This window comes from Burkholderia sp. PU8-34 (assembly GCF_053427725.1).
In genome coordinates this window covers 100,986-127,909 of sequence record NZ_JBSAXC010000009.1, presented here as the reverse complement: position 1 = coordinate 127,909, position 26,924 = coordinate 100,986, and the positions used below count along the sequence as shown (strand labels likewise).

General features: G+C 60.7%; 24 protein-coding genes and 4 pseudogenes. 20 read left to right on the top strand and 8 right to left on the bottom strand.

Annotated features, from left to right (window positions below):
* Positions 1-215 precede the first annotated feature (215 nt).
* The 13 genes and pseudogenes from ACV22Z_RS21785 (at position 216) to ACV22Z_RS21725 (ending at position 9,382) form a co-directional block, all read left to right on the top strand.
* Positions 216-458 carry an AbrB/MazE/SpoVT family DNA-binding domain-containing protein gene (locus ACV22Z_RS21785; protein ID WP_448078348.1) on the top strand — a complete coding sequence of 81 codons (243 nt, stop codon included), beginning with the start codon at positions 216-218 and terminating at the stop codon, positions 456-458.
* Positions 455-886 carry a PIN domain-containing protein gene (locus ACV22Z_RS21780; RefSeq protein WP_448078347.1) on the top strand — a complete coding sequence of 144 codons (432 nt, stop codon included), beginning with the start codon at positions 455-457 and terminating at the stop codon, positions 884-886. The genes ACV22Z_RS21785 and ACV22Z_RS21780 overlap by 4 nt, the downstream gene beginning before the upstream one ends.
* 473 nt (positions 887-1,359) lie before the next feature.
* Positions 1,360-1,938: a DUF4337 domain-containing protein gene (locus tag ACV22Z_RS21775; protein WP_448078492.1), complete on the top strand. Its 579-nt coding sequence runs from the start codon at positions 1,360-1,362 to the stop codon at positions 1,936-1,938.
* Between the two features lie 242 nt (positions 1,939-2,180).
* Entirely contained in the window at positions 2,181-2,576 is a 396-nt protein-coding gene (locus ACV22Z_RS21770; protein WP_448078346.1) for a group II intron maturase-specific domain-containing protein, read from the top strand.
* Positions 2,577-3,660: 1,084 nt separating this feature from the next.
* Positions 3,661-3,906 (top strand): AbrB/MazE/SpoVT family DNA-binding domain-containing protein, encoded by a 246-nt coding sequence (locus tag ACV22Z_RS21765; protein ID WP_448078345.1) that lies wholly within the window; start codon positions 3,661-3,663, stop codon positions 3,904-3,906.
* Entirely contained in the window at positions 3,903-4,301 is a 399-nt protein-coding gene (locus ACV22Z_RS21760) for a PIN domain-containing protein (RefSeq protein ID WP_448078344.1), read from the top strand. The genes ACV22Z_RS21765 and ACV22Z_RS21760 overlap by 4 nt, the downstream gene beginning before the upstream one ends.
* A 32-nt stretch (positions 4,302-4,333) precedes the next feature.
* Positions 4,334-4,558 carry a hypothetical protein gene (locus tag ACV22Z_RS21755; protein WP_448078343.1) on the top strand — a complete coding sequence of 75 codons (225 nt, stop codon included), beginning with the start codon at positions 4,334-4,336 and terminating at the stop codon, positions 4,556-4,558.
* Positions 4,559-4,570: 12 nt separating this feature from the next.
* Positions 4,571-4,774, top strand: coding sequence for a hypothetical protein (locus ACV22Z_RS21750; RefSeq protein WP_448078342.1), 204 nt, complete (start codon positions 4,571-4,573; stop codon positions 4,772-4,774).
* 20 nt (positions 4,775-4,794) lie between these two features.
* On the top strand, positions 4,795-5,058 hold the full coding sequence (locus tag ACV22Z_RS21745; protein ID WP_448078341.1) for a hypothetical protein: 264 nt from the start codon (positions 4,795-4,797) through the stop codon (positions 5,056-5,058).
* Positions 5,054-5,420 (top strand): annotated as a pseudogene (locus ACV22Z_RS21740) (stress response translation initiation inhibitor YciH). Before ACV22Z_RS21745 ends, ACV22Z_RS21740 begins: the two are co-directional and overlap by 5 nt.
* Positions 5,421-5,608: 188 nt before the next feature.
* Positions 5,609-7,261, top strand: a complete 1,653-nt coding sequence (locus ACV22Z_RS21735; protein ID WP_448078340.1) for a SagB/ThcOx family dehydrogenase — start codon at positions 5,609-5,611, stop codon at positions 7,259-7,261.
* Between the two features lie 91 nt (positions 7,262-7,352).
* On the top strand, positions 7,353-8,342 hold the full coding sequence (locus ACV22Z_RS21730) for a methyltransferase domain-containing protein (RefSeq protein WP_448078339.1): 990 nt from the start codon (positions 7,353-7,355) through the stop codon (positions 8,340-8,342).
* Positions 8,339-9,382, top strand: a complete 1,044-nt coding sequence (locus ACV22Z_RS21725; protein ID WP_448078338.1) for an alpha/beta hydrolase — start codon at positions 8,339-8,341, stop codon at positions 9,380-9,382. Before ACV22Z_RS21730 ends, ACV22Z_RS21725 begins: the two co-directional genes overlap by 4 nt.
* 17 nt (positions 9,383-9,399) lie before the next feature.
* Here ACV22Z_RS21725 and ACV22Z_RS21720 read toward each other — a convergent pair whose 3' ends face one another.
* The 4 genes and pseudogenes from ACV22Z_RS21720 to ACV22Z_RS21705 form a co-directional block, all read right to left on the bottom strand.
* A complete protein-coding gene (locus ACV22Z_RS21720; protein ID WP_448078337.1) occupies positions 9,400-9,585 on the bottom strand; it encodes a hypothetical protein in 186 nt (61 codons plus the stop codon).
* A 118-nt stretch (positions 9,586-9,703) separates the two neighbouring features.
* The gene (locus ACV22Z_RS21715) at positions 9,704-10,156 is read right to left on the bottom strand and encodes a hypothetical protein (RefSeq protein ID WP_448078336.1); all 453 of its coding nucleotides are present in this window, start codon (positions 10,154-10,156) and stop codon (positions 9,704-9,706) included.
* A gap of 198 nt (positions 10,157-10,354) precedes the next feature.
* Positions 10,355-11,359: pseudogene (locus tag ACV22Z_RS21710) on the bottom strand (glucokinase); the annotation flags it as partial.
* A complete protein-coding gene (locus tag ACV22Z_RS21705; protein WP_448078335.1) occupies positions 11,340-11,498 on the bottom strand; it encodes a hypothetical protein in 159 nt (52 codons plus the stop codon). The gene ACV22Z_RS21705 and the pseudogene ACV22Z_RS21710, both read right to left, overlap by 20 nt.
* 515 nt (positions 11,499-12,013) lie before the next feature.
* On the opposite strand from ACV22Z_RS21705, the gene ACV22Z_RS21700 reads away from it, so the two are divergent.
* From ACV22Z_RS21700 to ACV22Z_RS21685, 4 genes are all read left to right on the top strand, one after another.
* On the top strand, positions 12,014-13,651 hold the full coding sequence (locus ACV22Z_RS21700) for an NADP-dependent glyceraldehyde-3-phosphate dehydrogenase (RefSeq protein ID WP_448078334.1): 1,638 nt from the start codon (positions 12,014-12,016) through the stop codon (positions 13,649-13,651).
* Between the two features lie 11 nt (positions 13,652-13,662).
* Positions 13,663-15,081 carry a pyruvate kinase gene (gene pyk / locus ACV22Z_RS21695; RefSeq protein WP_448078333.1) on the top strand — a complete coding sequence of 473 codons (1,419 nt, stop codon included), beginning with the start codon at positions 13,663-13,665 and terminating at the stop codon, positions 15,079-15,081.
* Positions 15,082-15,276: 195 nt separating this feature from the next.
* Positions 15,277-16,572, top strand: coding sequence for an L-fucose:H+ symporter permease (gene fucP, locus ACV22Z_RS21690; protein WP_448078491.1), 1,296 nt, complete (start codon positions 15,277-15,279; stop codon positions 16,570-16,572).
* Between the two features lie 1,385 nt (positions 16,573-17,957).
* Positions 17,958-19,532 (top strand): UvrD-helicase domain-containing protein, encoded by a 1,575-nt coding sequence (locus ACV22Z_RS21685; protein ID WP_448078332.1) that lies wholly within the window; start codon positions 17,958-17,960, stop codon positions 19,530-19,532.
* A 175-nt stretch (positions 19,533-19,707) separates the two neighbouring features.
* Here the strand turns inward: ACV22Z_RS21685 and ACV22Z_RS21680 are convergent.
* A pseudogene (locus tag ACV22Z_RS21680) lies at positions 19,708-20,364 on the bottom strand (ISNCY family transposase); the annotation flags it as partial.
* On the opposite strand from ACV22Z_RS21680, the gene ACV22Z_RS21675 reads away from it, so the two are divergent.
* Complete coding sequence (locus ACV22Z_RS21675; protein ID WP_448078331.1) at positions 20,267-20,767, top strand: group II intron maturase-specific domain-containing protein; 501 nt, start codon at positions 20,267-20,269, stop codon at positions 20,765-20,767. The pseudogene ACV22Z_RS21680 and the gene ACV22Z_RS21675 sit on opposite strands and share 98 nt — an antisense overlap.
* A gap of 247 nt (positions 20,768-21,014) precedes the next feature.
* Here the strand turns inward: ACV22Z_RS21675 and ACV22Z_RS21670 are convergent.
* Both ACV22Z_RS21670 and ACV22Z_RS21665 read right to left on the bottom strand, forming a co-directional pair.
* Positions 21,015-21,173, bottom strand: a pseudogene (locus tag ACV22Z_RS21670) (IS6 family transposase); the annotation flags it as partial.
* 344 nt (positions 21,174-21,517) lie between these two features.
* Positions 21,518-22,522, bottom strand: a complete 1,005-nt coding sequence (locus ACV22Z_RS21665) for a helix-turn-helix domain-containing protein (protein WP_448078330.1) — start codon at positions 22,520-22,522, stop codon at positions 21,518-21,520.
* Positions 22,523-22,873: 351 nt separating this feature from the next.
* On the opposite strand from ACV22Z_RS21665, the gene ACV22Z_RS21660 reads away from it, so the two are divergent.
* The gene (locus tag ACV22Z_RS21660) at positions 22,874-24,124 is read left to right on the top strand and encodes a D-arabinono-1,4-lactone oxidase (RefSeq protein ID WP_448078329.1); all 1,251 of its coding nucleotides are present in this window, start codon (positions 22,874-22,876) and stop codon (positions 24,122-24,124) included.
* A 34-nt stretch (positions 24,125-24,158) separates the two neighbouring features.
* Positions 24,159-24,938: an SDR family NAD(P)-dependent oxidoreductase gene (locus ACV22Z_RS21655; protein ID WP_448078328.1), complete on the top strand. Its 780-nt coding sequence runs from the start codon at positions 24,159-24,161 to the stop codon at positions 24,936-24,938.
* A gap of 372 nt (positions 24,939-25,310) precedes the next feature.
* On the opposite strand, the gene ACV22Z_RS21650 is transcribed toward ACV22Z_RS21655, so the two are convergent.
* Positions 25,311-26,843 carry an amino acid permease gene (locus ACV22Z_RS21650; RefSeq protein WP_448078327.1) on the bottom strand — a complete coding sequence of 511 codons (1,533 nt, stop codon included), beginning with the start codon at positions 26,841-26,843 and terminating at the stop codon, positions 25,311-25,313.
* Positions 26,844-26,924 lie beyond the last annotated feature (81 nt).

The following is a 26,924-nucleotide window of genomic DNA, read 5'->3' as shown; positions in this document are numbered from 1 at the left end:
CCTGCTCGTGATTTGGTCGCAGACCAGTCCCGCCCCGTGATGGACGGGCGTCCTGATCACTTCCGCCCAAGCACGAGACCCTCATGGTCCCAGCCTGCGCTTGCAAGCGACGTGCTGATTAGTCGCCCACGTGGTGACCATCGAAACCGCCATCGGACTTGAAAAACGTCGGGCTGGATATACAGTGCGCTTTATGTGTATCCATTGGGGTAATCATGCAAGTCGCAAATTGGGGCAACAGCCTTGCAGTCCGACTGCCTGCGAGCGTCGTCGATGCACTCGGTTTGAAGGAGGGCGACGACATTGAGATCTATGCCGACCAATCCGGCGCGTTCTCGGTCGGTAAAAAGCCGACAGCCGCTGAGCGGATCGAGCGCTTGCGCAAGTACCGCGGACGATTGCCTGCCGACTTCAAGTTTGATCGGAAATCGCTCAGCGACAGGGGAAACGCTGAATGACCGTCGAGGCACCGACGCGATTTGCCGTCGATAGAAACGTCATCGCCTGTCTGTTCTCCCGCGACGCTGCGAAGGCTGACAGGGCCGAGGCGCTGCTGGTGCAGCGGACTCCGAAGCCCGTCATCAGCACGCAGGTCATGAACGAGGTCACGCTCGTCATGAGCCGGAAAATGGGCCTGTCGTGGCCAGAGATCAATGTCCTCCTGAGCGATCTGGAGGAGTTTTGCGAGATCTTGTCACCGACCCTTGAAGTCCACAAGGAGGCACGCCGTATCGCCGAACACTACGGATTGCGGTTCTACGATTCGTGCATGATCGCCTTCGCGTTGCTCGAGGATTGCGAAGTTCTCTACAGCGAAGACATGCAACACGGCCAAGTGATCGGTGACCGGCTAACGGTGGTCAATCCGTTCCGATCACCCGGTTGAACGCCGCCTGATTTTTCGTCAGCCGTCGCACAGTTTGTACCGTCGACGCTTTTCCCATCCGGCGCGGCCGACTGCCATGCCTGGAAGCCGCGCCAGCTGCTCGCGCACACGAGGGTGCGCGGCTTTCGGGCGTGAGCCGAAGTGGGGCGTTGGCTCGTGCGCCCCAGGCGCGTGGGAATGACCGGACGGGGAAAACGAAACCTACGGCCAAATTTGTCGCGGCCGTTTGACGCGCCGCGTGAAAGTATCGCCAGCGAGCAAGCCTGTGTCAGACTCGCGGCGATCGCACGGCGCCGCCGGACGCGTCGGAAGTCTTATGTGCGATTGAGAGTCTGCGCGCGTGCTGTCGAACGACGCCGGCGCTCCGAGAATCTGGAGCGCCAGTTTATTTTGTCGCCTTGCCGAATTCATTTACTGTTAGCCATACGGTCGGCCGGCGACGGATTCATTCAACTCTTGCGGGTTTGCCACGGATGTCTGAAGAATACGAAGTTCATGGCCCTCACGACGATGCGGTGGAACATCACGCGGCTCACGGTGGCGATCAAGGTACGTCGCGCATCGCTGTGCTGACGGCCGTGCTTGCCTGCTTCGGCGCGATTTCTGCCTATCAGAGCGGTGCCGAAGAGAGCCTCGCGCTGCTCTACAAGAATGACGCCGCGATCCGGAAAACCGAGGCTGCGAACCAGTGGGCCTACTATCAGGCGAAGGGCGATAAGCAGAACCTCGCCGAACTCGGTGCGGCGTTGAGCCCGGACACGTCGCCGCAGCGGAAGCGGTTCGAGGCGGACGCCGCGCGATACCGCGCCGACAAGGAACCGATCCGCGCACGTGCCGAGGCGCTCGAAAAGGAAGTCGAAAAGAACAACGCGGCGAGCGAGGAGCGGATGCACCGACACCATCGATGGTCGCAGGCGACGACCGTCATCCAGATCTCGATCGCACTTGCGGCGATCACGATCCTCACGCGGCGGACATGGATGCAGGGTCTGTCGATCGGCGTGGCCGCGATCGGCATCGTGATGGCGGGGTTGGCGTTGTTTGGGGTTTGATTGACGGCAAGGCCTGAGCAGGCTAGTCGTATCGAGCCTGTGTATGCGCGAGGTCACACGCAGACCTGTGAACCAAGCCCAGGGAGTCAGGGTGCCCAGTGCTTCAAACCGCCACAAGCTGCGCGGGTAAAGAGCCCCCGTGGTGAGCGTTGTTGGAAAAGTCGGGGTTTAGCCCGGCAGGTGGGAGTCAAAGAGACGAACGTGAGTGAACCGCTGATGACGTGTCGTAAAAATAATAATCGATGTCAAAACCGGGGGAATTGCACGCTCCGGGACACGCCTGCGGTCAGCAACAAGGCTGCGAAGGCGATGCGCCAGCAATTGCGTCGCCGCACCGTCATGACCTGAGTCTATCTGAGTTGGCGGACCGAACCCGTCCGACTTTGCTCGGCTGGATTCAGTATTACGGTCGATTTTATCGGTCAGCACTGGGGCAGGTGCTTCTTGCGGTTGATGCCGCTCTGGTCCGTTGGGCTCAACAGAAATACAAACACCTCCGTGGCCGGAAGGTGCGTGCAGCTGCATGGTTGAAGGACGTTAAGTCCCGGCAGCCAGGCCTGTTTGCGCACTGGGCCATGGCGACCACGGTTGGACGACAGGAGCCGGATGAATCGAGAGATTCACGTCCGGTTCTGTGAGGGCGTGGGGGTGCGATTCCCTTGCGCTACTCGACTTTCCGGTTAGAGCGATCTAGGCTGCATGTGGCGCTCCGGACTACCCCCAATAAATATTGGTTTTAAATCAAATGGTTGCTGTCTGGGTTCCAAGCCCTGCGCTTCCCGGTACGCCAAAACTGCGAGTAGGGCGCGGGCTCTCAACTCGGCTCGCCGGTTCACGGTGATAGCTGAGATGCATGCCAATGGTAAATTTTCCGAGGAGGTGAGGAAATTCAAGGCTGCTGGCCGTGTTTGCTTTTGAATGCGGGCAAAGCTCCTCGTAATACTCGAAAATGACGCATCAAATCCTGTGAGTTCCTCGATGGCAAAGCCTCCAGTTATCGAATCGCATCAGCTCCGCCACCTCTGAAAGTCGCTGCCGTCACCGGCCAAAATCCGATCCGCGACGCGGCGCTTTTGCTACTTTTTTACGGTACAGGGTTGATGCCAAATGAGGCGGGCAAGCTTCTCTTAAGCGACTATTTGCATGCGAACGGTTCTGTGCGCGTCGACTCGGCGGTGCGCGCCGAGATCTCCGTCAACGGCAGGGCTCGACCGTTGGTTTGGTCCAATGCCACGCGGTGCCGAGCGATTGACGACTACCTCGCGTACCGGCTCGTGGCACGGCATGGCATTACCACAGCTCGGGCTGCGTAACGTGGACTGGACCCGCCCGGGTCGCTGTTCAGGGCGCGCGACGGAGAGCCATTCACGTTCACCCGCCGCGTGACGCGCAGCGGGACGACTAGCTACTCGTGCGAAACCCTCACGGAGATTGTGCGACGCCTGCATCAACACGCAGGTGTCGAGGGCGGCAACGTATCCGCGGCCAGGCGGACCTTCGCCGTGAATCTCCACCGGCAGGGTCGGTCGCTCAAGCTCATCCAAACGCTGATTGGCGTGTCTAGTCTGTCTGCCGTTAAAAGTCTTATCGAGGCCGATCCGGTGCGCCCGTCTGCGATTGTGAGCGGGGTAATTTAGGCTCACAAACGGCGCGGAGGGCGGCGCTTCGCCCTTGATTTTCGGCGTTCCTTACCTTAAGGTAAGGAATATTGGAGGTGTCACTATGGCAGTAGCAACTCTCACTTCGAAGGGCCAGGTCACGATTCCGGTTGACGTGCGCAATCAGCTCGGTTTGGAGGCCGGCGACCGGATCGAATTCAGCTTCAACGAGGAGACGGGCCGGTATGAGGTCTATCCGGCCACGCGCTCGCTCGCGTCGCTCAAGGGCATCGTGAAGAAGCCCACTAAACCGGTGTCGGTCGAAGACATGAATCGGGCCATCGCCGGGCAGGGGGCATCCGCGCGATGATCGGACTGGATACGAACGTGCTGGTCCGCTACTTCGCCCAGGACGACGCCGTTCAGTCGAAGAAGGCGACGGTGCTGATGGAGTCCCTGTCGGCCGAGCGGCCGGGGTACGTTTCGCAGATCGCGCTGGTCGAGGTTGTGTGGGTACTCGGGCACTGCTATGGCGTCGAGCGCGAGCAGATGAAGGAGATCATCGACTCGATGATCGGGACCAAGGAACTGGTCGTTGAAGGTGCGGACACGGTGCGAAAGGCACTTCGTGTTTTCGCGGCATCAGATAAGGCGGATTTCGCGGACTGCCTGATCGAGCGGTCGGGGCACGTTGCCAAGTGCGAGTGCACGGCAACTTTCGACGTCGCGGCCTCGAAGGTCACCGGGATGCACTTGATCAAGTAATCGCGGCACAAGCACATAAACTGGAAAACGGGATGGAGAGCAAACAGAGCGGCGGCATGCTGGTCGACGGTGAGTACGTCGCAACGTGCCGGGAGCGCACCATACTCGGCGCAACTGCGAATGGGCACGGTGCCGTGTTCCCCAAAGCCAAGATGACCGTGAAGGACGGGTGGGCAACGTTCAGCCGCGACGGGGTAGAGGTGTGGAACTGCAACGCTCGCTATGCCGCCGCCCACTTCGACGTTCAACCCGCATAGGACATTCCGCCGATGAGTCACCTCGTTCAGATTGCGCCGGGCGTGTTGTTCTCGTCCGATGTACTTAGCCCCGAGTGGGGCCGCGAGTATCGACAGGACGAAGGGACTGTAGAGATCGTTCTGAATACGAAGGCTGCAACGTGGCCGGGCAGTGCTGCAGAGGAAGGCGACTGCGGCACTCGCGAGAGCATCGGCGGACAGATGTCGTTGTTGTAGCGGAAAATAGGGAGACGGCAATGGCGAGTCATGTGCTTTCTCAGTTCCCGCAGGATGAACAGGACGACTTCGCAGCCGCTTGCAAAAAGTACGGGCGCACGGTCGGCGAGTTCGATGTGATCGACGAAGAGCAGTACCCAAGTGGCGGGCGAGTCGGGGCGATCGGGCGGCAAGTGACCGTGGTGCTGCGAGGTAAATCTACCGTGGCCCGATACGATGGCGGACAGGGTAGTCAATGGACTGTGGATTTCGAGAACGACCTGAACGCTGGCGTCTTCAATTGACCGGAAAAATCGTTCAGAAGGCGGCCTTGTGTATTCCACCGATCGCGGACGACTGTGTCCCGAATGCGGGCGGGCGCAGTCGGAATGCGTCTGCAAGGCAGGCGCCAAGTTCGCACCGTAAGTGATGGGGGGGGCGCCTGTCTCGCGAGACCAAGGGCCGCGGCGGGAAGTGCGTGACGCTCGTGAAAGGACTGGCGCTCGCTCCTGTTGACCTGGCCTTGTTGGGCAAGCAGTTGCGCGCGGCCTGCAGTTCTGGCGGAACGGTCAGGGATGGTGTGATTGAAGTGCAGGGCGACCACTGCGAGCGGGTCGTCGACGTGCTTAAAACGTACGGCCATCGCGCGAAGCGCGCCGGTGGCTAACACGTTCAATGCTGGGACGCCTGGTCGCTCGTCACTGACAGGTCCGGGCGGGGCAGATTTATTGGGCGACATGTGCCGATAGCGGGTCAAGTTGGCTTCGGCATCGACACGCCCAGAGCCGAGGCGTCGTGTCACCCGCGGTGATGGCGGCCCTTTGTTGGGACAGGCGTTAACGCGCTGAAGGGAACATGGACCGGTCAAGGCACGCGCTGCTTGAGTATCACGAACGCAGCAAGCACCGCATCAACTTCTACGCGCCTGGCCCCGGGCGACTGGACTGGGCAACTCAGCCGGATCCGTTCCGCGTGTTTCATGGCACACCGCGCGTTGAACTGCCGCTAGCCGCCGATACCCTGGTCACACGCTACAACGCATTGCGCTGCGGCGTTCTGCCGCCCGCGCACAAACTCGATCTTCACACGCTGGCCATCCTGTTCGAACTCTCGCTCGGCCTGTCGGCGTGGAAATCCTACGGCGCCCAGCGGTGGGCAGTGCGCTGCAACCCTTCGAGCGGAAATCTGCATCCGACAGAGGGCTATCTTCTGTGTCCGGCGCTGCCCGGCGTGTCCGCCGGCGTCTACCATTACCTGAGCCGAGAGCATGCGCTCGAACGACGCGCTGCAGTGGATGATCCGCGCTGGACCGAGGCGTTCTCGGACGGTGGCGTCCTGGTCGGCATCAGCTCTATCCACTGGCGCGAGGCGTGGAAATACGGCATGCGCGCCTGGCGCTACTGCCAGCACGATTGCGGCCATGCCATCGCCGGCGTGAGTTACGCGGCGGCCGCGCTCGGCTGGCAGACGCGGCTGGTCGAGGCGGCTGCGGATGATACGGTGGCCCGCTTGCTCGGATTGGACCGCAGCGAAGAGTTCGGCGCGGCCGAATCGGAGGCTCCGGATGTCTTGCTTTGGATCGGCAATCCTGAAATACAGCCGGATCTCAAGCGCATGCGTGCGGCTTTGGAGAAGGCGCAGTGGTACGGCTGCGCGAATCAGCTCAGCTCAGGGCACGTGGCGTGGCCGGATATCGATATGATCCATCGCGCAACGCACAAGCCCCAAACTGTCGAACCGGCGTCGCCGAATCCGGAGCTGTACCCATCGCCCGCGACGCCCGCCCTCGATCTTACCTTTGCCCAGATCGCTCGACAGCGCCGCAGTGCCGTGAGCTTCGATGGCAAGACGCATATTACCGACGTGGCTTTTTTCAGCATGCTGGCGTGCCTGGCGGCATGTCGTTTGACGCCGCCGTGGAATGCGCTGATGTCATCTGCGCAGGTGCATCCTGTGCTTTTTGTGCACCGCGTGGACGGCCTGGAGCCGGGGCTATACGTGCTCGTGAGGAATCTCGGTGCGCTGACCGACCTCAAGCAGTCCATGCGTCCCGAATGGTTGTGGCTAAAGCGCGGACCGGACCCTCTGCCGCTCTACTTTTTGCTGCCTTACGATTTGCGTGACGCGGCAAAGCTGATCTGCTGCCACCAGGATATCGGCGCAGATTCCTGCTTTGCGCTGGGAATGCTCGCGAGATTCGAAATAGCCTTGAAGCAACCCTGGCGTTATCGCCATCTGTTCTGGGAATGCGGCATGCTTGGCCAGACGCTTTATCTTGAAGCCGAAGCCGCCGGAGTGCGCGGGACGGGAATTGGCTGTTTTTTCGATGATGAAATGCACGCGCTGCTCGGCGTCAAGGATTACGTCTGGCAAAGTTTGTATCACTTCACGGTCGGTGGCCCCGTGGACGATCCGCGTCTGTCCGCATTCCCGCCGTATGAGATTCAGCCCGAAACGAAAGCGCTACCGTCTCGCTGGCTAAGTCGGGTTCGACGTCGTCGATACTGATGCGCGCGTCGACGCCGACCTTTCGCCGCTCCGGTGGAAGGCGACCACCGATTTTGCTTCAAGCACGTCGACGAATTCGGCTGCGTCAGCGATGACTGCCGAGCCAGAGTCAGCGTTTCCTTGGTTCAACTTCCCCACGACTTTCAATTTCCTGTCTGTGCAACAACGGCTGTCGGACTGTTTCGTCAACGGCAATCTGGATGGTTACAATGTAACGGCAGCGCCGCCCACTCACTCCCGATACTCAGGCTATCCGATGACCAGCCCCCAACAGCTCTCTCAACTCGGTGATTTCTCGCGTGTCGATGCCGTGGATGCGAACGATTTTGTCACGCGACTGGATGTCATGCAGCGTCTCGACACGTTTCAGATATACAAACAAGAGACATTCGAACTTATGGGTCTGAGGCCGGGCATGCGGATAGCCGATGTCGGGTGCGGAACGGGTGACGATCTGGGTAAGCTGGTCCGGCAGGTGGCGCCTGGCGGTAGTGCGATGGGCTTTGACCTGAGCGAAGCCATGCTGGATGAATCACGGCGTCGCTTTGCTGCCGTCCCCGCCCTTACCTTCAGGAATGCCCCCGCTACAGCGCTCGGAGTGGCGGCGAACACCTTTGATGCAATCCGGGCAGATCGCGTCTTGATCCATGTCCCCACGCCCGAAAATGCGCTCATGGAAATGATTCGGGTGACGCGGCCAGGCGGGCGGATCGTCGTCAGTGAACCCGACATGCCGGGTTGCTGGGTGGCAAGCAGCGATTACGCGTTGACTGGACGAATCATGCAGTCGATTGCTGAGTCTTGTGTGAATCCCTATCTGGCCCGCGATCTTTTCGCGATGTTTCGCGATGCGGGACTTGACGACATCAGCTTCAGAATGCGCAGCGTGACCGCGTTTGATCCGCGGTCTGTCGACAAAATCCTCGATTTCAAGAGCGTTATTGCCACCATGCAGGTGCAGGGTCTGTTTTCGGAGGAGGAGGTCGCGCATTGGCTTGCGGAGTTCGAAGAGCGCGGTCGAACCGGGCGCTTTGTCGCAGGCCTCCCGATCATGATCGTGACCGGAACAAAACCAGAGTGAGCCTCGCGAACAGTATCAAGATGCAGGATACCCGACTGAACTTGCGCACTTTGTGGGGTTACGCGCGTGCCGTCAGCGTGTTTAGCCGGTCGGCATTGCCGGAACTTCATCGTGAAAATTTCGAGCGACTCGCCGAGTACATTGGATGTTCCGGGTCTGGTGCGCCGCAACCAAATCTTCCCGCACATGAAGTACTTGCGATGGCAGACGGCTACCCGCTGGCCTATCGTCACTACCGCTCACTGACAAGTCGCCGTGTCGTCATTCTGGTTCATGGAGCCGGATGCTTCGGGGACCAAATGCAAGTAATAGCGCGTCATTTGTCGCGCTCCGATCTCGCAGATGTCTATACGCTGGACATGCGTGGACATGGGCTTTCACCGGGACGGCCGGGACATGCGGTCGACGAACCACGTCAAATGGTGTCGGACCTCGGCAACGTCGTCGATTTTGTGGTACGCCGCCACGGTGAGTCCGCCATCGTGCTCGGTGGACATTCTGCTGGTGGGGGGCTCGTGCTCGCAGTTTCGCGCAGCCCACTCAACCGACTCATCTCGGCCTATATGTTCTTGGCGCCGTTCGTGGGGCTCGGGTCGCCAGTCGATCGGCCGTATTTCGGCGGATGGGTTCGGCTGCGTGGTCTGCGGTTGCGTGCCTTAAGCGTGATGAGTGCGTTGGGTGTCACTGGATTCAATGGAAGCACGGTCATCGATTTTGCCCCAGCCGCCCAATTGCTGGACAACCGCTATGTTGCGGGTTGGTCCTTCAATACAACGCTTGGGTTTGGCCCCGGACTCTGGCGCGAGCAACCGGTGCCGATAGACAGGAACATTCCGGTTCTGGTCGCTTCGGGGACAGCAGATCAATGCTTCGTGTCGTCGCTCTATCCACAGGTCTTCCGAACGATAGCACCACACGCGGAAATTCATAGCCTGAGCTCGATCGGTCACTGGGACATATTGGTCGATCCAAAGACGCTCATAGCAGTCGAATGCTGGCTACGAGACGTGGCGCCGCGACTTCAGAAAAATTGCGAGTGATATGTACACCGGATCCATCACACTGTCTGGTCCGTGGGCAATTGTTGTTGCAAGTGGGAAAAATGGAACACGCTCAGTAAATGGTAAAGCGCATCATCATGCCGCGTGTCCATCTGCCCGACTTCAAGTCGCCGACGACCGGACAGCTGCGCGCCCTCCGCAGGTTTCGAGTCGAGTGCCTTGTCCACCTCGGGCAAGGTCATGACCATCTCTGCTCATCGGTAAACCGACTCATCTTCATGACATCCTTTTCTCCGTTGGAAGCGATTGTTTGATCAACGGTCACTCGATTTCCGAGGTGACATATGGCTCACAAGCGCCTCAACGTGAAAATGCCGCAGCATGAGGATCCTTTCCGCGCAGCTTGTCCGGTATTTCGATTCGGAGCAAACGGTCGAGTTTGGCGGTGCATTGCAAATATCGTCGGCGACAAACCGAGCCCATTTGCCCATCGTAAATTCGGACGACCTCCTGCATTAAACAGACTGCGTCATCGCCGAGGCGCCAATCATCCGTTGCATAGGCGTGCTCGGCCGCAGCCTCCAATGCTCCTTCCGCCTTGCAATACAGTTCGTATGCCGCGTCACCATACCCGTCCTGCCAAAGCAGGTATGAAAGATAGGTCATGCGGATAAGCTGGTAGAGCTGATGCCGATTTCCCTGGCCCGCGCGGCACACCGCGAACGCCAGATGTGCTGCGAGCGACGCATCCCTGACGTATACCATCGGCAAGGGGAGCAGCATTGCCTTTTGAGATAGCTTGCGGTTTTGCATCGTTTCGTGGGCGTGCCTTTGTCGAACTGGACGACGCGGTCTTGAATGCGTCAGTACTCCAACGTTTACGCGCGGGCAATACGGCCGGTGTATCCGTCGGCACGTGAGCACGCGTGGCCACGATGGATCGATCGGGTTGTTCCTTGCGGTACCGCGAAGTCAAAGCGGCAATGCCTTGCCGGGACCCCTGCGCGGTTCGCTTGACAGGTGTTCTGCGAGGATCGCCGAAACGCCGAGGAACGCCGGATAGTCCGCGGTGATGACGTAGGTCGGCACGTTCGCGAGATAGGCGTCGAAACGCCCCTTGGCTTCGAAGCGCCGGCGAAACGACGAGCGGGTGAACAGCTCGCCCAGGCGTGGCACCACGCCGCCGCCGATATAGATGCCGCCGTGCGAGCCGAGCGTCAAAGCAAGATTGCCTGAGAAACCGCCGAGAATGCCGCAGAAGCATTCGATGGTTTCGGCCGCGAGTGCCTCGCCCTCGTGCGCGCGTTTGACGATCTCGGCGGTGTCGAGGCTCGCGGGCATCTCCTTCTTTTCGCGCGCGGTGAGCGCACCATGGATCAGTTCGATGCCGGGGCCCGCGCACACGCGCTCGAACGATACGTGCGGCGACTTCGTGCGCGCAAACTGCAGCACGAGATCCTCGCGCTCGTCCTGCGGCGAGAAACTCGCATGGCCGCCTTCGCTGCCAAGTGCGATCCAGCGGTTGTCGGCGGGAATCAGCCCCGAGACGCCAAGGCCCGTGCCCGGCCCGAGCAGGCCGATCACGCTGTTCTGGCGGGGTTGGCCGCCGCCCACCTGGCTGCGCTGCGCGTCGGTCATACCCGGCAGCGCCATGGCAAGCGCGGAAAAGTCGTTCACGACCAGGAGCGTGTCGAAGCCGAGCGCACGGCGCGTGGCCTCGATCGAGAAGGTCCAGTCGTGATTGGTCATGCGCACCTGATCCCCGTCGACCGGGTTTGCAATGGCGATGGCCGCGTGCTTCACGCGGCCGGCCTTCGTGTCCTTCAGATACTGCCGGATGACCTCCGCGACACCCGGATAGCCGGCGCACGGATACACGCGCACCTGGCCGATCTCGCCCGCTCCTGACTCCAGGGCGAAGCGCGCGTTGGTTCCCCCGATGTCGGCGAGCATTCTCGGTCCGTCGGCGTGCTGGCTCTCGCCAGGGGCAAATCTGTTAGGTGCACCTGTAGGCATAGAGTCTCACTTCCTTGTCGTTCGCCAGCTTCGAGATGGCACTGCTCTGGTCAGCCGCGGCGGCCTGCTGCTGCACGTAGCGCTTGTGCCGGCGAGCGATCAGCAGGATCAGGCGCTCCACCTGGAGCGGCGCCTGCATCGGAAGCGCGCCAGCGCCGCACCGAAAAGGGCGGTGATACCGCCGGAATCGCCAGACATCTGTCGCTGCCGCCCCGAGGCAATGTAGTTGGGCAAAAATTGCAATTGACACTGCGATGTAGTTTAACTACAGTCGAGCGCAATGAATAGTACCTGGGGACGAAAAGGCGAAGCGATGTCGATGCAGAAAGGGCTGATCAAGTTCGCCGACAAGCGCGCTACGGGGCCTTCCCGGAACAGCGCGAGGTCTTGGCAAAGCGCATGGACAAAATCCGGCACCTCGCAATGACGCAATGAATGCGGGGACGCTAGTGCACTGGTTTCATCTGCCGAATCTGCGCAGGTGTTTCTCGCCGGCTTCAATCCCTCGTTGCTGCAATTCGCGCGCAGGCGCCATGCCCACATGCTCTGCTCCGATCGACTTCGGCGCCGCCTGCAAAGTGCCTTACCACCGTGCGCCTTGAACGCCTCGACTCAACACGCTGCATACCCGGCCCCACTGCCTTCGGAGACCTCATGACGACCGATCACGATTCGCGACTCGCCCAGAACTTCCCAACCCTCGACGAGATACCGGCGGAACACCGTCTCACCGCCCCCGTTCACCAGCGCGATTTCTTGATCGGCGGGCAGATGCTCACATGGGACGGCCCTTGCAAAACCGTGCTGTCGCCGGTCTGCACACGCGACCCGGTGACGGGCGACGTGAGCCAGGTCGAGATCGGCAGCTACCCGCTCATGCACGAGGCGCAGAGCGACGCCGCGCTGAATGCCGCAGTCGCTGCGTACGACAACGGCGGAGGCGAATGGCCGACGATGACGGTCGCTGGCCGCATCGCCTGCATGCAAACGTTCGTGAAAGGCATGGCCGAGCGCCGGCAGTCGATCGTCAACCTTCTCATGTGGGAAATCGGCAAAAGCCTCGCCGACTCGCGCAAGGAGTTCGATCGCACCGTCGAGTACATCCAGGCCACGATCGAAGCCCTGAAGGACATGGACAACGGCCATTCGCGATTCATGGTGGTCGAGGGGACCATTGGCCAGGTCCGCCGCACGCCGCTGGGCGTCGTGTTGTGCATGGGACCGTACAACTATCCGCTCAACGAGACGTTCTGCACCCTGATCCCGGCGTTGCTCATGGGCAATACTGTGGTCCTCAAGCCGCCACAATATGGCACGTTGCTGTTCGAACCGCTGCTTGAAGTGTTTCGGGACGCGTTTCCGCCCGGCGTTGTCAATACCATTTACGCACCGGGCCAACTGGTGGTGCCGCGCATGCTGGCCTCGGGCAACGTCAACGTGCTGGCACTGATCGGGTCGAGCCGCGTTGCGGACCATCTGAAAAAGCAGCATCCGAAATCGCACCGCCTGCGCGCCGTGTTGGGCCTCGATGCGAAGAACGCAGCCATCGTGCTGCCCGATGCCGACCTGGATCTGGCCGCCAGGGAATGCCTGCTCGGCGCACTGTCGTTCAACGGACAACGCTGCACGGCCCTCAAGATGCTGATCGTGCATAGCAGTGTCATCGATGCATTCCTCGAGCGTTTCACGGCTGAATTGGCCCGGCTCAAAACTGGCATGCCCTGGGAAGCCGGCGTGCACATCACGCCTCTGCCGGGGCCGCATCGCACCGCCTACATGACAGAAGCGATCGAAGACGCCGTGGCAAAGGGGGCGCGCGTCGTCAACGAGGGCGGCGGTGTGTTCTGCAGCACGCTGTTCAACCCGGCTGTCGTCTACCCCGTGCGCGAGGGGATGAAGCTGTACCGGGAGGAGCAGTTCGGTCCGGTTGTCCCGGTCATGCGCTTCGACGAGGTGGAAGAGGCACTCGACTACGTGATCACCTCGGATCACGGGCAACAGGTGAGCATCTTCGGGAACGACGCCTCGCAGATCGGCACGCTGGTGGATCCGCTGGTCAACCAGGTCTGCCGCGTGAACATCAACTGTCAGTGTCAGCGCGGGCCGGACGTGTTCCCGTTTGCCGGGCGCAAGGATTCGGCCGAGGGCACGCTGTCGGTCAGCGATGCGCTGCGCGCGTTCTCGATCCGCTCGATGGTCGCGACCAGGCAGACCGAGCCGAACATGGCATTGCTCAACACCATCGTGCGCGAACATCAATCGAAGTTCATCAACACAGACTTCATCTTTTAAGCGGAGTGAACATGACGCGTCGCAAACGTAATGCCCGGATCGTCGCGACACTGGGGCCATCGAGTTCCGACCTGGCCACGGTGCGCGCCCTGTTCGACGCCGGGGCCGATGTGTTCCGACTCAACTTCAGTCACGGGACGCACGCCCAGCACCAGGAGCGGCTCGAGATCATCCGCCGCGTCGAGCGAGACACCGGGCGGCCCATCGCCGTGCTGCTCGATCTGCAGGGCCCGAAGCTGCGCATCGGCACGCTCGCCGACGGCCCGGTCACGCTAAAGGCCGGTTCGGCGTTTCGCCTCGATCTGGACGCCACTCCGGGCGACGCCACACGCGCACCGCTGCTCCACCCGGAGATCTTTGCCGCACTCGAGACCGGCACCGAATTGCTGGTCGACGATGGCAAGGTGCGTCTCAAGGTACTGAGCTTCGGCCCGGACTTCGCCGAGACGCAGGTGATCACCGGCGGCACGATATCGGATCGCAAGGGTGTGAACGTCCCCTCGGTACTGCTGCCCATCCCGGCCATGACACCCAAGGACCGCGCCGACCTCGAGTTCGGGCTGACGCTGGGCGTCGATTGGGTCGCGCTGTCGTTTGTGCAAAGACCCGAGGATGTGCTCGAGGTGAAAGCGATCGTCCAGGGGCGCGCCGCCGTGCTGGCCAAACTGGAGAAGCCGGCGGCCATCGACTCGCTCAACGCGATCGTCGATGCGGCCGACGCGATCATGGTTGCGCGCGGCGACCTGGGGGTCGAACTGCCGGCCGAACAGGTGCCGCGGATCCAGAAACAGATCGTCAGGGCCTGCCGGGCTGCTGGCAAGCCTGTCGTCGTTGCCACCCAGATGCTCGAATCGATGATCGCCGCGCCGGTGCCGACTCGCGCGGAAGCGTCGGACGTGGCCAATGCGGTGTACGACGGCGCAGACGCCGTGATGCTATCGGCCGAGTCCGCGTCCGGCCAATACCCGCGCGAGGCTGTGGCGATGATGGACCGCATCATTGCAGAGGTGGAGTCCGATCCGGACTACCGCAGCGCGATCGACGCCGCTCATACGGCGCCGCAGGCCGCAGTCGCCGATGCGGTCTGCCTTGCTCTGCAGCAGACCGCGAACCTGCTGCCTGCCGCGGCGATCGTCACCTACACGCGATCCGGCTACACGAGCCTGCGCGCGGCGCGCGAGCGGCCGGTGGTGCCCGTGCTTGGCGTGACACCGGAACTCGCCACCGCACGGCGTCTGGCGCTTGTCTGGGGCGTGCATCCGGTGCACGCCGACGAACGCGTCTCCGACGTGCCCGACATGGTGAACAAAGCCTGTGCGATCGCGCGACACGAAGCCTTCGCGCACGCGGGCGACTTCGTCGTCATTGCCTCTGGCATGCCTTTCGGCGTGGCCGGCACGACCAACTTCCTGCACATTGCCAAGGTCTGACGCCTGTCTGGCCTGGCTACTTTGACTTGCGCTGCGCGCGTAACGACAGAATCGCGCCAGGGCAATTTTGCAGCGCGTGGAAGGAAACGCAACGCTTGCGCGCGTCGCCTTCGCCCTGTGTGGCGAACGCGACGCGTCGATTTCCCACGCGCTCATCAGATGATTCGAACTCGAGGAGACAACATTGTGGCGGACATGACTTTAAGAAGCGCACGATCTGGCGGCGGCTCGCCAACTGCGAAACGCTATACGACACCGCTGATCATCCTGACATCCCTGTTCTTCATGTGGGGATTCATCACCTCGCTCAATGACATCCTGATCCCTCATTTGCGAGCGGTATTCACGCTGAGCTATGTGCAGGCGATGTTGATTCAGTTCTGCTTCTTCGGCGCATACCTGATCATGTCGTTCCCGGCAGGCTTTCTGGTCGAAAGGCTCGGATACAAGGCGGGCATTATCCTTGGCCTGTCGGCGGCCGGAACCGGTTGTCTTCTTTTCTATCCCGCGGCGGAACACGCGTCCTATCCGTTCTTTCTTGGGGCGCTGTTCGTGCTCGCCTCGGGTATCACGCTGCTGCAGGTGGCTGCCAATCCGTATGTGGCCATTCTCGGAACGCCGGAACTGGCATCGAGCCGCCTCAACCTGACCCAGGCCTTCAATTCGCTCGGCACCGCGCTCGCGCCGGTTTTCGGTTCGGTGTTGATTCTCTCGGTGGCGATCGAGACATCCGGACAGTTGCAGAAATTGAATCCCGCTGAGCTCGCGGCCTATGGCGTCTCGCAAGCCAGTGCGGTGCAAATTCCGTACATCGGGCTTGCGATCGTGTTCTACCTGCTGGCCTTCGCGATTGGCACGTTGAAGTTGCCGAAGATCGACGCGCCCGAAGCGCGGGTCGAGGTGCCCGACGCCCGTAGCACCTACCGTGTCCACACGAACGTTTGGGCCCATCGCCACCTGGTACTGGGTGCGGTCGGCATCTTCCTGTACGTGGGGGCCGAGGTCGCTATCGGGAGCTTTCTGGTGAACTTCATGGGCCAGCCGCAGATTGCAGGCCTGCAGCAGGAAGCAGCCGCCCGATACCTGTCGCTGTACTGGGGCGGAGCCATGGTGGGGCGCTTTCTCGGCTCTGCGTTGCTGAGCAAGATCCGTCCCGGCTATTTGCTGGCCTTCAACGCCTTCGTCGTATCGGCGCTGCTCGTGATCGCAATACTGGCATCGGGCACGATCGCGATGTGGGCCTTGCTCGCGATCGGCCTTTTCAATTCGATCATGTTCCCGACAATTTTCACGCTGGCGATCGAGGGGCTGGGCAAGCATACCGGCGAGGGTTCTGGAATCTTGTGCATGGCGATTGTCGGTGGCGCGATCGTCCCGCTCATCCAGGGCTTCATGGCCGACCACATTGGCGTACAGCTCTCGTTCTGCGTACCCGTGGTGTGCTACCTGTACATCGCCTATTACGGACTGAAAGGGCATTATGCCGATTGAGGTCCGCTGATCATCGGGTACGCAGCCCGCGTTCTCCGACGGGCTTCATCGTCCACGCTCGCGGTGGCCCAGGAACGTTGCAGTGGTGGCCGGTGTCGAAGCCACCGATGCCGGCGGCGGTAGTCTGGATTTTCAGGGAGGCGGCCGCCGGAACCCTCAAAGGCAGGGCTGCGGCGCCTGTCGACGGCAACTCCGGTGCCATCGTCGACCAGCGCCCGGTTGCGCCGGTGAGTCAGGCTCAGGCGCGCATCGCGTCGTTCGTCGGCTGGCCTGGAAATGCGCGTCGAGCCAGCCCGCGAGGCGCTCGAGCTGTTCGAGTTGCAGGGGGCGGGCGCGCTTCTCCGTCGCGGGATGCAGCGCCGCGATGCCCTTCAGCACGTTGCGGACATGCGGGCTCTTTGTCGGGTCCGGGAAGCCTTGCGTTTGGTGTCATTGCGCGAGCGCCGCCAGCCGGGTGCGCAGCGTATTGATCTACAACGACGCGGCATGGTCGGCGCAGATATTGCGCGACCGCATCGGCACTCGCCGGCAGGAAACCGCGCGACTCACGTTCGAAATGCCGGATCGCCGACTGGTAGCTGCGCCGCGTGTTGTCGTGCGTGGTCGCTTCGACGTAGCGATCGATGGTGGACATGGTGGGTGAGGGCAATCGGGGAATCACGGTGGAACACGATGATAGGCATCCGTAGACGAGAGCGCCCAAAAGTTGGGGAGGCTCTCAACAAGGGCCGCGTGTGCTTCCTGTGGCGGTGCTGGTTTCTTATGGAGTAGCCCGATCAGTCTCGAAATGCTCGGAGCCAAGCCATGCGATTGATCATCGAAGCAAGGTAGGTCGACGGTGAGTACATCGCAACGTGCCGGGAGCGCACCATACTCGGCGCAACTGCAAATGGGTACGGTGCCGTGTTTCCCAAAGCAACGATGACCGTGAAATACGGGTGGGCAACGTTCACCCGCGACGGAGTCGAGGTGTGGAACTGCAACGCGCACTACGCCGCCGCGCACTTCGACGTTCAACCCGCATAGGAAATTCCGCCGATGAGTCACCTCGTTCAGATTGCGCCGGGCGTGTTGCTCTCGTCCGATGTACTTAGCCCCGAGTGGGGCCGCGAGTATCGACGGGGAGAAGTGACTGCGGGTAGGTCGGAACAAGAAGTCTGCAAGGCGACCGAGCAGTGCTGCAGAGGAAGGCGACCGCGTCACTCGCGAGAGCATCGGCGGACAGATGTCGTTGTTGTAGACGAAAGCAGGGAAATGACCGAGGAAGTGGAGTTGCCGGTTGGCGAGTGGATTGTTCGACTGTTCTTCCCTGTGCCCGGATTGGTTCGCGTTCGACGACGCGATACACTATTCGGCCATTCCGTTCTCAATCCTCGTCACCCGCCATGTCCCGTATGTTCAAGCCGACCGCAGAACAGTACGCGATCGTCGATGCGGTCGCGCGGGGCGGTAACCTGAAAATCAAGGCCTATGCCGGCGCCGGCAAGACGTCGACGCTCCGGCTGGTTGCGGATCACCTCGCTGGCAAGCGCGGCAGCTATCTCGCATTTAACAGGGTAATCGCGGACCATGCGCGCAGAGGATTTCCGCCGAATGTCCAATCGCGCACGATGCACTCACACGCGTACGCATCCGTCACGTCGGCACTGCGCAACCGGATGAAGCTCCAGTTCGAATCGCCACATGAACTCGCGATCCGCTATCGGCTTGGCCCCGTACGCGTGCCCAACGTCAACGGCAAGCCCGTCGAAGTCATGCCATTCGAAATCGGCCAAATGATTGCCGATGGTCTCGGCATGTTTTGTCGCTCGGCACAGCTGTGTCCGGAGACTGCGCACATTCCTGTCGACGAAAAGATCGACGACAAGGCGGCCGCCTCGTTGCGCGAATGGTTGCTTCCTTATGTCGTCCGTCTGTGGGAGGAGAGCACCGACCGGCGAGGGCGAAGTGCCGTTACGCCAGATGTGTTGCTGAAAGTCTGGGCACAAGCGGACCCGCGCATCGATGCGGACTTCATCCTGTTTGACGAAGCGCAAGATAGTGATGGTGTCATGCTGTCGGTGCTCGGCCGCCAGCACCACGCGCAGATCATCTACGTCGGCGATCCCTACCAGCAGATCTATGAGTGGCGCGGCGCGGTCAACGCGATGGCCCAGATCGCCGCCCCCGAGTGCGCGCTCACTGAATCATTCCGCTTCGGGTCGACGTTGGCGGTTCTCGCCAGTCGCATTCTCGCTTTGCTGGGCGAAACGACACCGATCCGTGGGCAGGACCACATCGGCTCGATCCTGGTCGAGGATCCGAACCTCTCACCACCGGTCGATGCGGTTTTGTGCCGGAAGAATGTGACGGCGATCTGGCAATTGGCCGTCGGACTCGAATCGGGTCATCGACCCGCGATCCGCATGAGTCCCGCCGAGATAGAAGCATACGCAGATGGCGCCGACCAATTGCTCGCCGGCCGACGAGCGTTTCGCCCCGCCGCATTTTCGCTGTTCGAGACGTGGCAGGATGCTCAATCATTCGCGCGCAGCGCCGTGGGGAGCGACCTGCTACCGATCGTCCAGATCGTCGATGAGTGTGGGACAGGCTATTTGCGCGCGATAGCGCGACGCGTCACACCCGAGGCCAACGCTGACTACGTGATCTCGACCGTCCACCGGTCGAAAGGGCTCGAGTGGAAACGCGTGAAGATCGCGAACGACTTCCGCTTCAAGATGCTGGACGGACGCCTAACGATGGACGACGACGAAATGCGATTGCTGTACGTGGCGGCGACGCGCGCTCGGCATCTCCTCGATGTCTCGTCGTTACGCGACGAGCTCGTGCGCCTGTTTACCCAGCGCCATTTAGCCGGCCACGCACAAAGCTCGACACCAATGGCGAACAGGGTGACGAACGCAAGAACTGCGCGGTTTCATTCGCGCGGAATCATTGCATGCAAAAAAACTTCGATGTGACCACCCTAATGTCAAAGCCGGATTCAAATGTCGCAGCGCCAGCTAAATACAAATGTCGCGGTCTGGCTCATTAGAAATGTCCGGTTTTCGGGTTGGTTTGGCTGCCTGTTTTTCCCTGGTTTGATCGTTACGCAGTGTCGAAGGAAGGCGTCTGAACGGGCAGGGCGCTGACGCTTCAGGCGATGTCCCGGGCAGACCGCCGAGCGGACTTTGAAGGCTCCTGATGCGCCAACTGCACGATGACAGCATCGAGATCGGCCTGCGTGAACTCGCGCTGCTTCTTCGTGCCGGGCAAGCGTTCGGGTTTGCGGACCGCGACACCCTGATTGGTACGCGACGGCGAGCCCGAGATCCGTCGGTTGTCGCGCTGCGCCTGGATCGCTTCAGCCACTTGCAGCGCATGGCTCAGGCGTTTGTGTTCGACGACCGCCCCCTGATCGACCTCCGCCAGCTTGTCGTATTGCCGACAGGACAGCACTGCGCCGTCGGCCCGGAGCTCGATGCGGCCGTCCGGGTACTCCCACACGTCGATGTAACGATGAATCAGCTTCCGGTTGGCCTGCGTGTCGTCCAGCAGGTACAGCACCCGGTCATACAGCACCGTCAGCGACTTCGATACGCGACGCGTCTCGCGCCAGGTCAGCAGCGTGTCGAGATCCTCGTCGTCCCGCAGCGGCCGGTGCGCATTGAAGTCGCTGCGCGGCGGCTTCGCGAAGCGCGCGTTATAGGCCGCCATGAAGGAGGGCGCATACGCATTGGCGCCGGCCACCGTGCTGATGCCACGCAGCCGCAGTTCCTTCACCAATCGATCCTGCAAGGTCAGATGCGCGCGCAACAGCGTCAAGGTTGCCGTCGCCCAAAAGGCGCTCGACACGTTCAAGCAGCGTATCCGGGTCATCACTAGACGTGTCGGTGGCCAAAGCATGGCACAGATTGCCGAGCAGCTGCGGGACTACATGCCCGGTTGGAAGTCCTACTTCCGTTTGGCGCAAACTCCGCAGATCTTCAAAAATCTGGATTCATGGACGCGCCACCGACTCCGGGCCATTCAACTCAAGCACTGGCGCACGGCGACGACCGTCTATAGTCGTCTTCGAGGCCTTGGTGCATCTCACGAGTTGGCCGCTCTCATTGCGGGTGGCGCGAGACACTGGTGGCGACACAGCGAGGCTGGACTGAACCGAATCCTCACGGTCAAATACTTTGACGCCCTTGGTTTCCCCCGACTCACATAACCTCAACTTCTCGAACCGCCCGGTGCGGACCCGCATGCCGGGTGGTAATGGAATGGACGCCCCCGTCCGAAACGGCGTCGCCGTGTCAAAGTGGTCAGTGTGTCGAATCACCACCTTCATCGGAGGAGGGCGTCACCATGAACGTTACTACGGTCGGCATTGACCTCGCCACGAACATCTCGTCAAGGTGTCAGGTGCTGCCCGACTTGCGCCGCACCGCCTTGGCGCAGTTGGCGAATCCAGCACCGAACTTGTCACACGAGCAACGGATCGTTTCGTACGTGACCACGACGCCGCGCTCGAGCAACAACTCTTCGATGTCGCGCAAGCTCAGGCTGAACCGGAAATACCAGCGAACCGCGCAGCTGATGACGACAGCAGGGAAGGGTGGCCGTGATAAAGCGATTTCGTCTTGGTCATCGCCTCATTCTACCGCCGCCTGCCCACCAACCTGACCCAGCCATGCAGCCTGATCCGGCGCGCCGTTATCAGGACGTGCTCGAAGTCTGCTCCGATCTCGAGCGATTCGCCGCGGACTCGACAGCTGCGCAACCTTTGCGGCCTGCACCCTTGCTCGGACGCGAGCCCGTGCTGTTTTGGCAAATGGTGTCGGTATTGCTGCTTGTCGTATTTTTCGCGGTGCTATTGAGATCGACGGTTCATGAATTGAAAACGCTGCCCGTCAAAACTTGTTGCAGACTGCTTCTGCGGAACCGGCGGCCTTGTGGTACTGAATGGTGGCAAGATGGATTACCCGTATTTGCGAGCGTATCGCTTTGCCGTGACAGAAGGCAGTTCTCCGAACATGCTGCGGTAGTCCTGAGCGAAACTGCCCAGATGCCAGAAACCCCACTTCGTAGCGGCGGAAGTTACGGACTCTCCAAGCCGGAACTCCCTACGCACATGGTTCAGTCGAACGGCGCGCAGATACGCAATGGGGTTCAGGTCAAGTGCCTCGTGGAACGCATATTGAACCGTGCGTCTGCTGATACCGAGCTGCACGCAAAGTTCAGCAATGGAGAGCGGACATGTGGAAGCGTCTTGAAGCCTTTCCTGTACGGCATTGACCAGCGACCAGTGCTTTGTGGGGCGCGCGACGTTCGAGCCGGCATCCACAGGGGCAACTGCAATCACCTCGGAGATCGCATACAGCACTGTCCTCGCCAGCAGTTCAATCCTGTCCGGCGACGTCACGGCCTCAACGGGTGAACTCTTCGCCACCACAGCAAGCGTTTGACGCAGCAGGTCACGAAGGTTGTCCGCGACATCAGCGGCCATTGGGATAAGCGGTGCAAGCGTCCTCGCCCGGAGCGAGGCCGCTACCGTCCGCATGGATTCCGACGAAAGCTTGTCGGGCTCGATTTCGATGTTCATCAGCACGTGTCGGGCTGGCGAGTAGAACTCGAACGCCGGAAGGCTTGAAAAGACGTGAAGGCTATCGCGCCCGCTCTTCTCGCCGCACATCCGCGCATGTCCCTCGAGTTCCAGAGGCACGGCCACCGCTATGCGGTCCGATGGCACGGCTCCCTGTTGCAGGATGACCTTGTCCAGGTCTTCGACGAGCAGGCGCACACCCCCAAGAGAAACGATGGAGGACGAGCCATGAAACAGGCCGCCCGAGATTTGCGTGTAGTTCAGGCTCCAGCCATCGAACACCCGTGCCTGCTCCTCCACGTCGGTGAACGCGCAGAACGCTACCTTTCGCGCAAACAACGGGGCGCCCGACACAGTGCTCAGGTGGTTAGACGGCGTCATCGAGGTCGATAGGAAGCTGGCGAGATGAATTCATTGTAGCCGGGACCGCGAAACGGTCAAAAAGGCCCCGGCCGCCCTGTTCGTGGAAACCCTTGCTTGCCGAAATCCGATAGTGGAAAGCATTTCAGCGCAATACCTTTGGCTCGGACATGCTGCATCGGCTGACTGTGCAGACATGAAAGACGTCTGCCCCGCGCGCCCCGCGTTTCATTGAGCCGCGTGGCCATCGAGAGACGGGCTCTGGTGTGGGGCCCCGCAAACGGTTGATGGTCGACGCGCCTGCCGGCTCAACGGGCGGTCGGGCCAGATAACCATTCCAATGAAGCACCTCGGTGCATATCTGGAGGGACGATGATGGAACTTCCACGCGGCGGCTTTTGGAGAAACTGGGTCGGAAATCAGTCGTGCGTTGCTGCACACATGGCATCTCCGACCAGCGAGGCAGAGATTTCGGAACTTGTACGTGCCGCGACGATCCAGGGCAAGAACGTCCGATGCGCCGGCTCAGGACATTCGTTCACGCCGGTGGTGGCGACGAGTGGCTTGCTCCTCTCGCTGGAGGACTACCAAGGCATCGTCAATGTCGATGAACAGCAGAAGCGTGTCACGGTGAAAGCCGGAACGAAGCTCAACACGCTGACGCGCCGTCTGAAGGAAATCGGCTTCTCGCTTGTCAACCAGGGTGACATCGATTCGCAAGCCATTGCCGGTGCGCTCGCGACCGGTACTCATGGTACGGGCACGACGCTGAGCAATCTTTCTTCGCAGGTGGTTGCCATGCGCATCGTCCGGCCGGACGGAACCGTCATGGAAGTGAGCGACAAAAGGGACATCCACCTGCTGCACGCGACGCAGGTCAACATCGGGATGTTCGGCGTCATCTCCGAGATGACGCTGCAGGTGACCGATGCTTTTTGGTTGCACGACCGCGTGTGGCGTGAAGACTTCGAGGCGCTCATGGAGAAGTATGACGAACTCGCAGCGAAGCATCGCCACTTCGGCTTCTTCTGGTGTCCGACCTCCGAAAGTCGGGACCTGTATTGTTTGCCCGACACCACGAAAGTCTCAAACTCGAAGAAAGACCATGACGTCTGCGAAATCAAGGTCATGGACCTCACCGACCAGAGGACCTTCTACGAAGGCGAGCACGAAAAGATTGCATACAGCTCCGAGGTATACGCGATTCATTACGTGCCGAACTTCCACGAACTCGAGTACGCCCTGCCTGTTGAGCATGGCAAAGAGGCGCTTCGTCGAATCCGTGAACTGATTCTCACGAAGCACACGGACTGCATTTACCCGGTCGAGTATCGCTTCACGAAGGGGGACCCGGCCTGGATCAGCCCATTCAACAACCAGGATAGCGTCACTATCTCGTGCTCGGGCGGCCCGAACGGCGTCGATTACTGGCCGTTCCTGAAGGACGTGGACGACATTCTTCGCGAGTACGACTCGCGTCCGCACTGGGGCAAGCTCCACTTCACGAATCGCGAAGACGTCGACCGCTGGTTCCCGAAGGCGCAAGCGTTCCGTGAACTGCGCCGAAGCGTAGACCCCGAAGGCTTCTTCCTCAACGACCATCTGCGGACGCTGTTCAGCTGAACAGGCCCGGACGGAACAACCTGGAGAACGATGAATGAATGCGAAGATTGACGGCCGCCTTGCAGGCAAGGTCGCCATCGTGAGTGGCGGAGCGGGTGGGTGCGGCGCTGCAGCCTCGGAACTGTTCGCCGCACAAGGCGCCAAGGTTGCAATCATCGACCGGAACGGCGACGCCGCCGAAACGCTTGCGTCCAGCCTACGCGGGTCCGGCTTGCAGGCTATCGGCCTCGGTGCCGATGTGTCCAGCCATGCCGAGGTCCAGAATGCAGTGGATGCGGCACAGAAGGAATTCGGAAACGCTGACATCCTTTTCAATCATGCCGGTACGTTGATTGTCAAACCGTTCCTCGAAATTGAAGAGTCGGAATGGGACTGGCTCATGGGTGTGAACGTCAAGAGCATGTTCCTGATGACGAAAGCAGTGCTGCCGCAAATGTTGGAAAAGGGACGCGGAAGCATCATCTGTACATCGTCGATTTCGGCGGTCTGTGCAACGCCAGGCGAGGTTCTGTATGACGCTACCAAGGGCGCCTGCCATATGTTCGCACGGGCCATCGCAGTCGAATACCGTGACAGGGGAATCCGTTGCAACGCGTTGGCGCCCGGCTTTATCCGAACGCCGCACGGGATGCGTGAACTCAAGGACCTGCAGGCAATGGGGGTTGATGCGACAGAAGAGGCAATTGCGATTCAGCAGGGGCGACTGTGCGAGCCTTCTGAAGTGGCCTCTGCGGCGCTTTTCCTTGCATCCGACGAGTCGAGTTTTGTTAACGGGACGCATCTGTTCGTCGACAACTGTTTCTCTGCCGTCTAGGTCGTGAAATCCGCGAGAAGCTGAGCCTTGGTCGTATCGTTTCCAAGGTCAGCGAGCTTTGTCGAAGGATTCGCAGAGACGCGAGCCTTCGACTTTTTTTTTGCCTCCTCATCACGCCGCGCATCCTGGTTCTGTGTCGCAACCCTTTCAGCTGAAAAAGTTCGCCTTTGACGGAAGGGGAGAAAAGGAGCGACAAAAAAACCGGCTTGCAGAAGAGACTCTGCGAGCCAATGAAAACCATGTTTGAGCCGATTGGCCAGGCCGCACGCTCTTATCGTGACGCGGCGGCACTGACATGTGCAGAAACTGCCATGCATGGGCGCCAAAGCAGGCTTCTGCCTGCTTCAGCGGTTGCACGGCACGTCCAGAAGGTCAGACGGTCGGGTCGACGTTTGCTTCGATTTCGCGGATATGTTCCATGTTCTGCTCGTCGGCCAGAATGGGCGGCCCGGCGAATGACTTGCGAACGCCGAAACCGTACCAGATGACCATGAGAACCGCCACAAAGCCGACTAGAACGTAGAGAACTTTCTCGTTTGGTGGCTGGATACCGACATACGCCAGGACGCAAGCCCCGATCAATGCAAGCAGCGCACACGGTTTCGACCAGATGCCGAGCTGAAACGGGCCTTTCTCGGTCCAGGTACGCCCTTCTGCGAGCATCCCCGACCCGATCGGCATCGCGTAAGAGATGAACAGGAACACGGCGCTGCCGGCGCTCAGAACCGAGAATGCGTCGCCGTACAGCGTGACCACGATGGCCAGCAACGCGCAGGTCCAGATTGCAGGTCCAGGGGTGCGATGGTTATGGCTCACGCTGCGCAGGAGTTTCGACCCGGGAAGGCCACCGTCGCGCGCAAATGCATACACCATTCGCGATGTCGACATGATTGCCGCGAGTCCGCAGACATAGTTGATGAAGAACATCGCCAATTCGAGGCAGATGCGCAAGGTCTTGGGAATCGGCGCAAGGATGGCTTCGAAGAACCCGGTGCCCTGTTTCATGCTGGCGGTCAGGTCTGGCATCACCAGTACGAACGCACATACCATCACGTAGCCAAAAACCGCGGACCAGAAGACCGACCCTATGATGCCTCGGGGCACATTCCTGGCCGCGTCGTGCGTCTCTTCCGAAGTGTGTGCCGACGCATCGAACCCGGTGATGGTGTAGGTCACCAGAAGCAGGCCGGAGAGGAACGCGAGAGGCGTTGCCTGTTTCGGCCAGGCGCTACCGTCGACGCCCGTGAAATTGGTGAAGGTCACGAGTCGGTGAACGTCAAACGCAACTGGCGAGTAGTACAGCAGAGCACCGACCAGAGCAATCGTCACGACGAAGATAAGGTAGCCGGACAGGTCGGTGATCTTGCTCGCGATTTTGATGCCGCGCGCATTCAGGATCGCTTGCGAGACGGTAATGAACGTAATGAACGCGGTCTGATGCCACCACGTAAGACTGTCCGGGTTGACCCCGAACATCGGCGCAATCAGGGTTTTGAAGAAGGGGTCGTAAGTGCCGAAATTGATGGCAGCGATGACGAAGATGAGGCCAATCAGGTTGAGCCACGCAGTCATCCACCCCCATTTTTTCCCTCCAAGGATTGCCCCCCAGTGGTACAACCCGCCTGCCGTCGGGAACGCTGAGGCGATTTGCGACATGGAGACGGCTACGATGAGCGCGAAGAGCGACCCGAGGGGCCATCCCAAGCCTATCGATGCCCCCCCTGCAGCGGAGAATGCAAGCTGGAATGCGGTAATTCCGCCTGAGAGAATGCAGATGACTGAAAACGAGACAGCGAAATTCGAGAAGCCGCTCATGCGCCGCGACAACTCTTGGGCATAGCCCATCTTGTGCAGCAGGCTTACGTCACTATCGCCGCCTGCGTCCGGCTGGTATTTCGCATCCATATGCACTCCGTCACGAGTATCCTGCCTGGCAGGACCATGATCGCCGCCTGGAGCCGAGTCACGCGACCAGCTCCCGGGTCT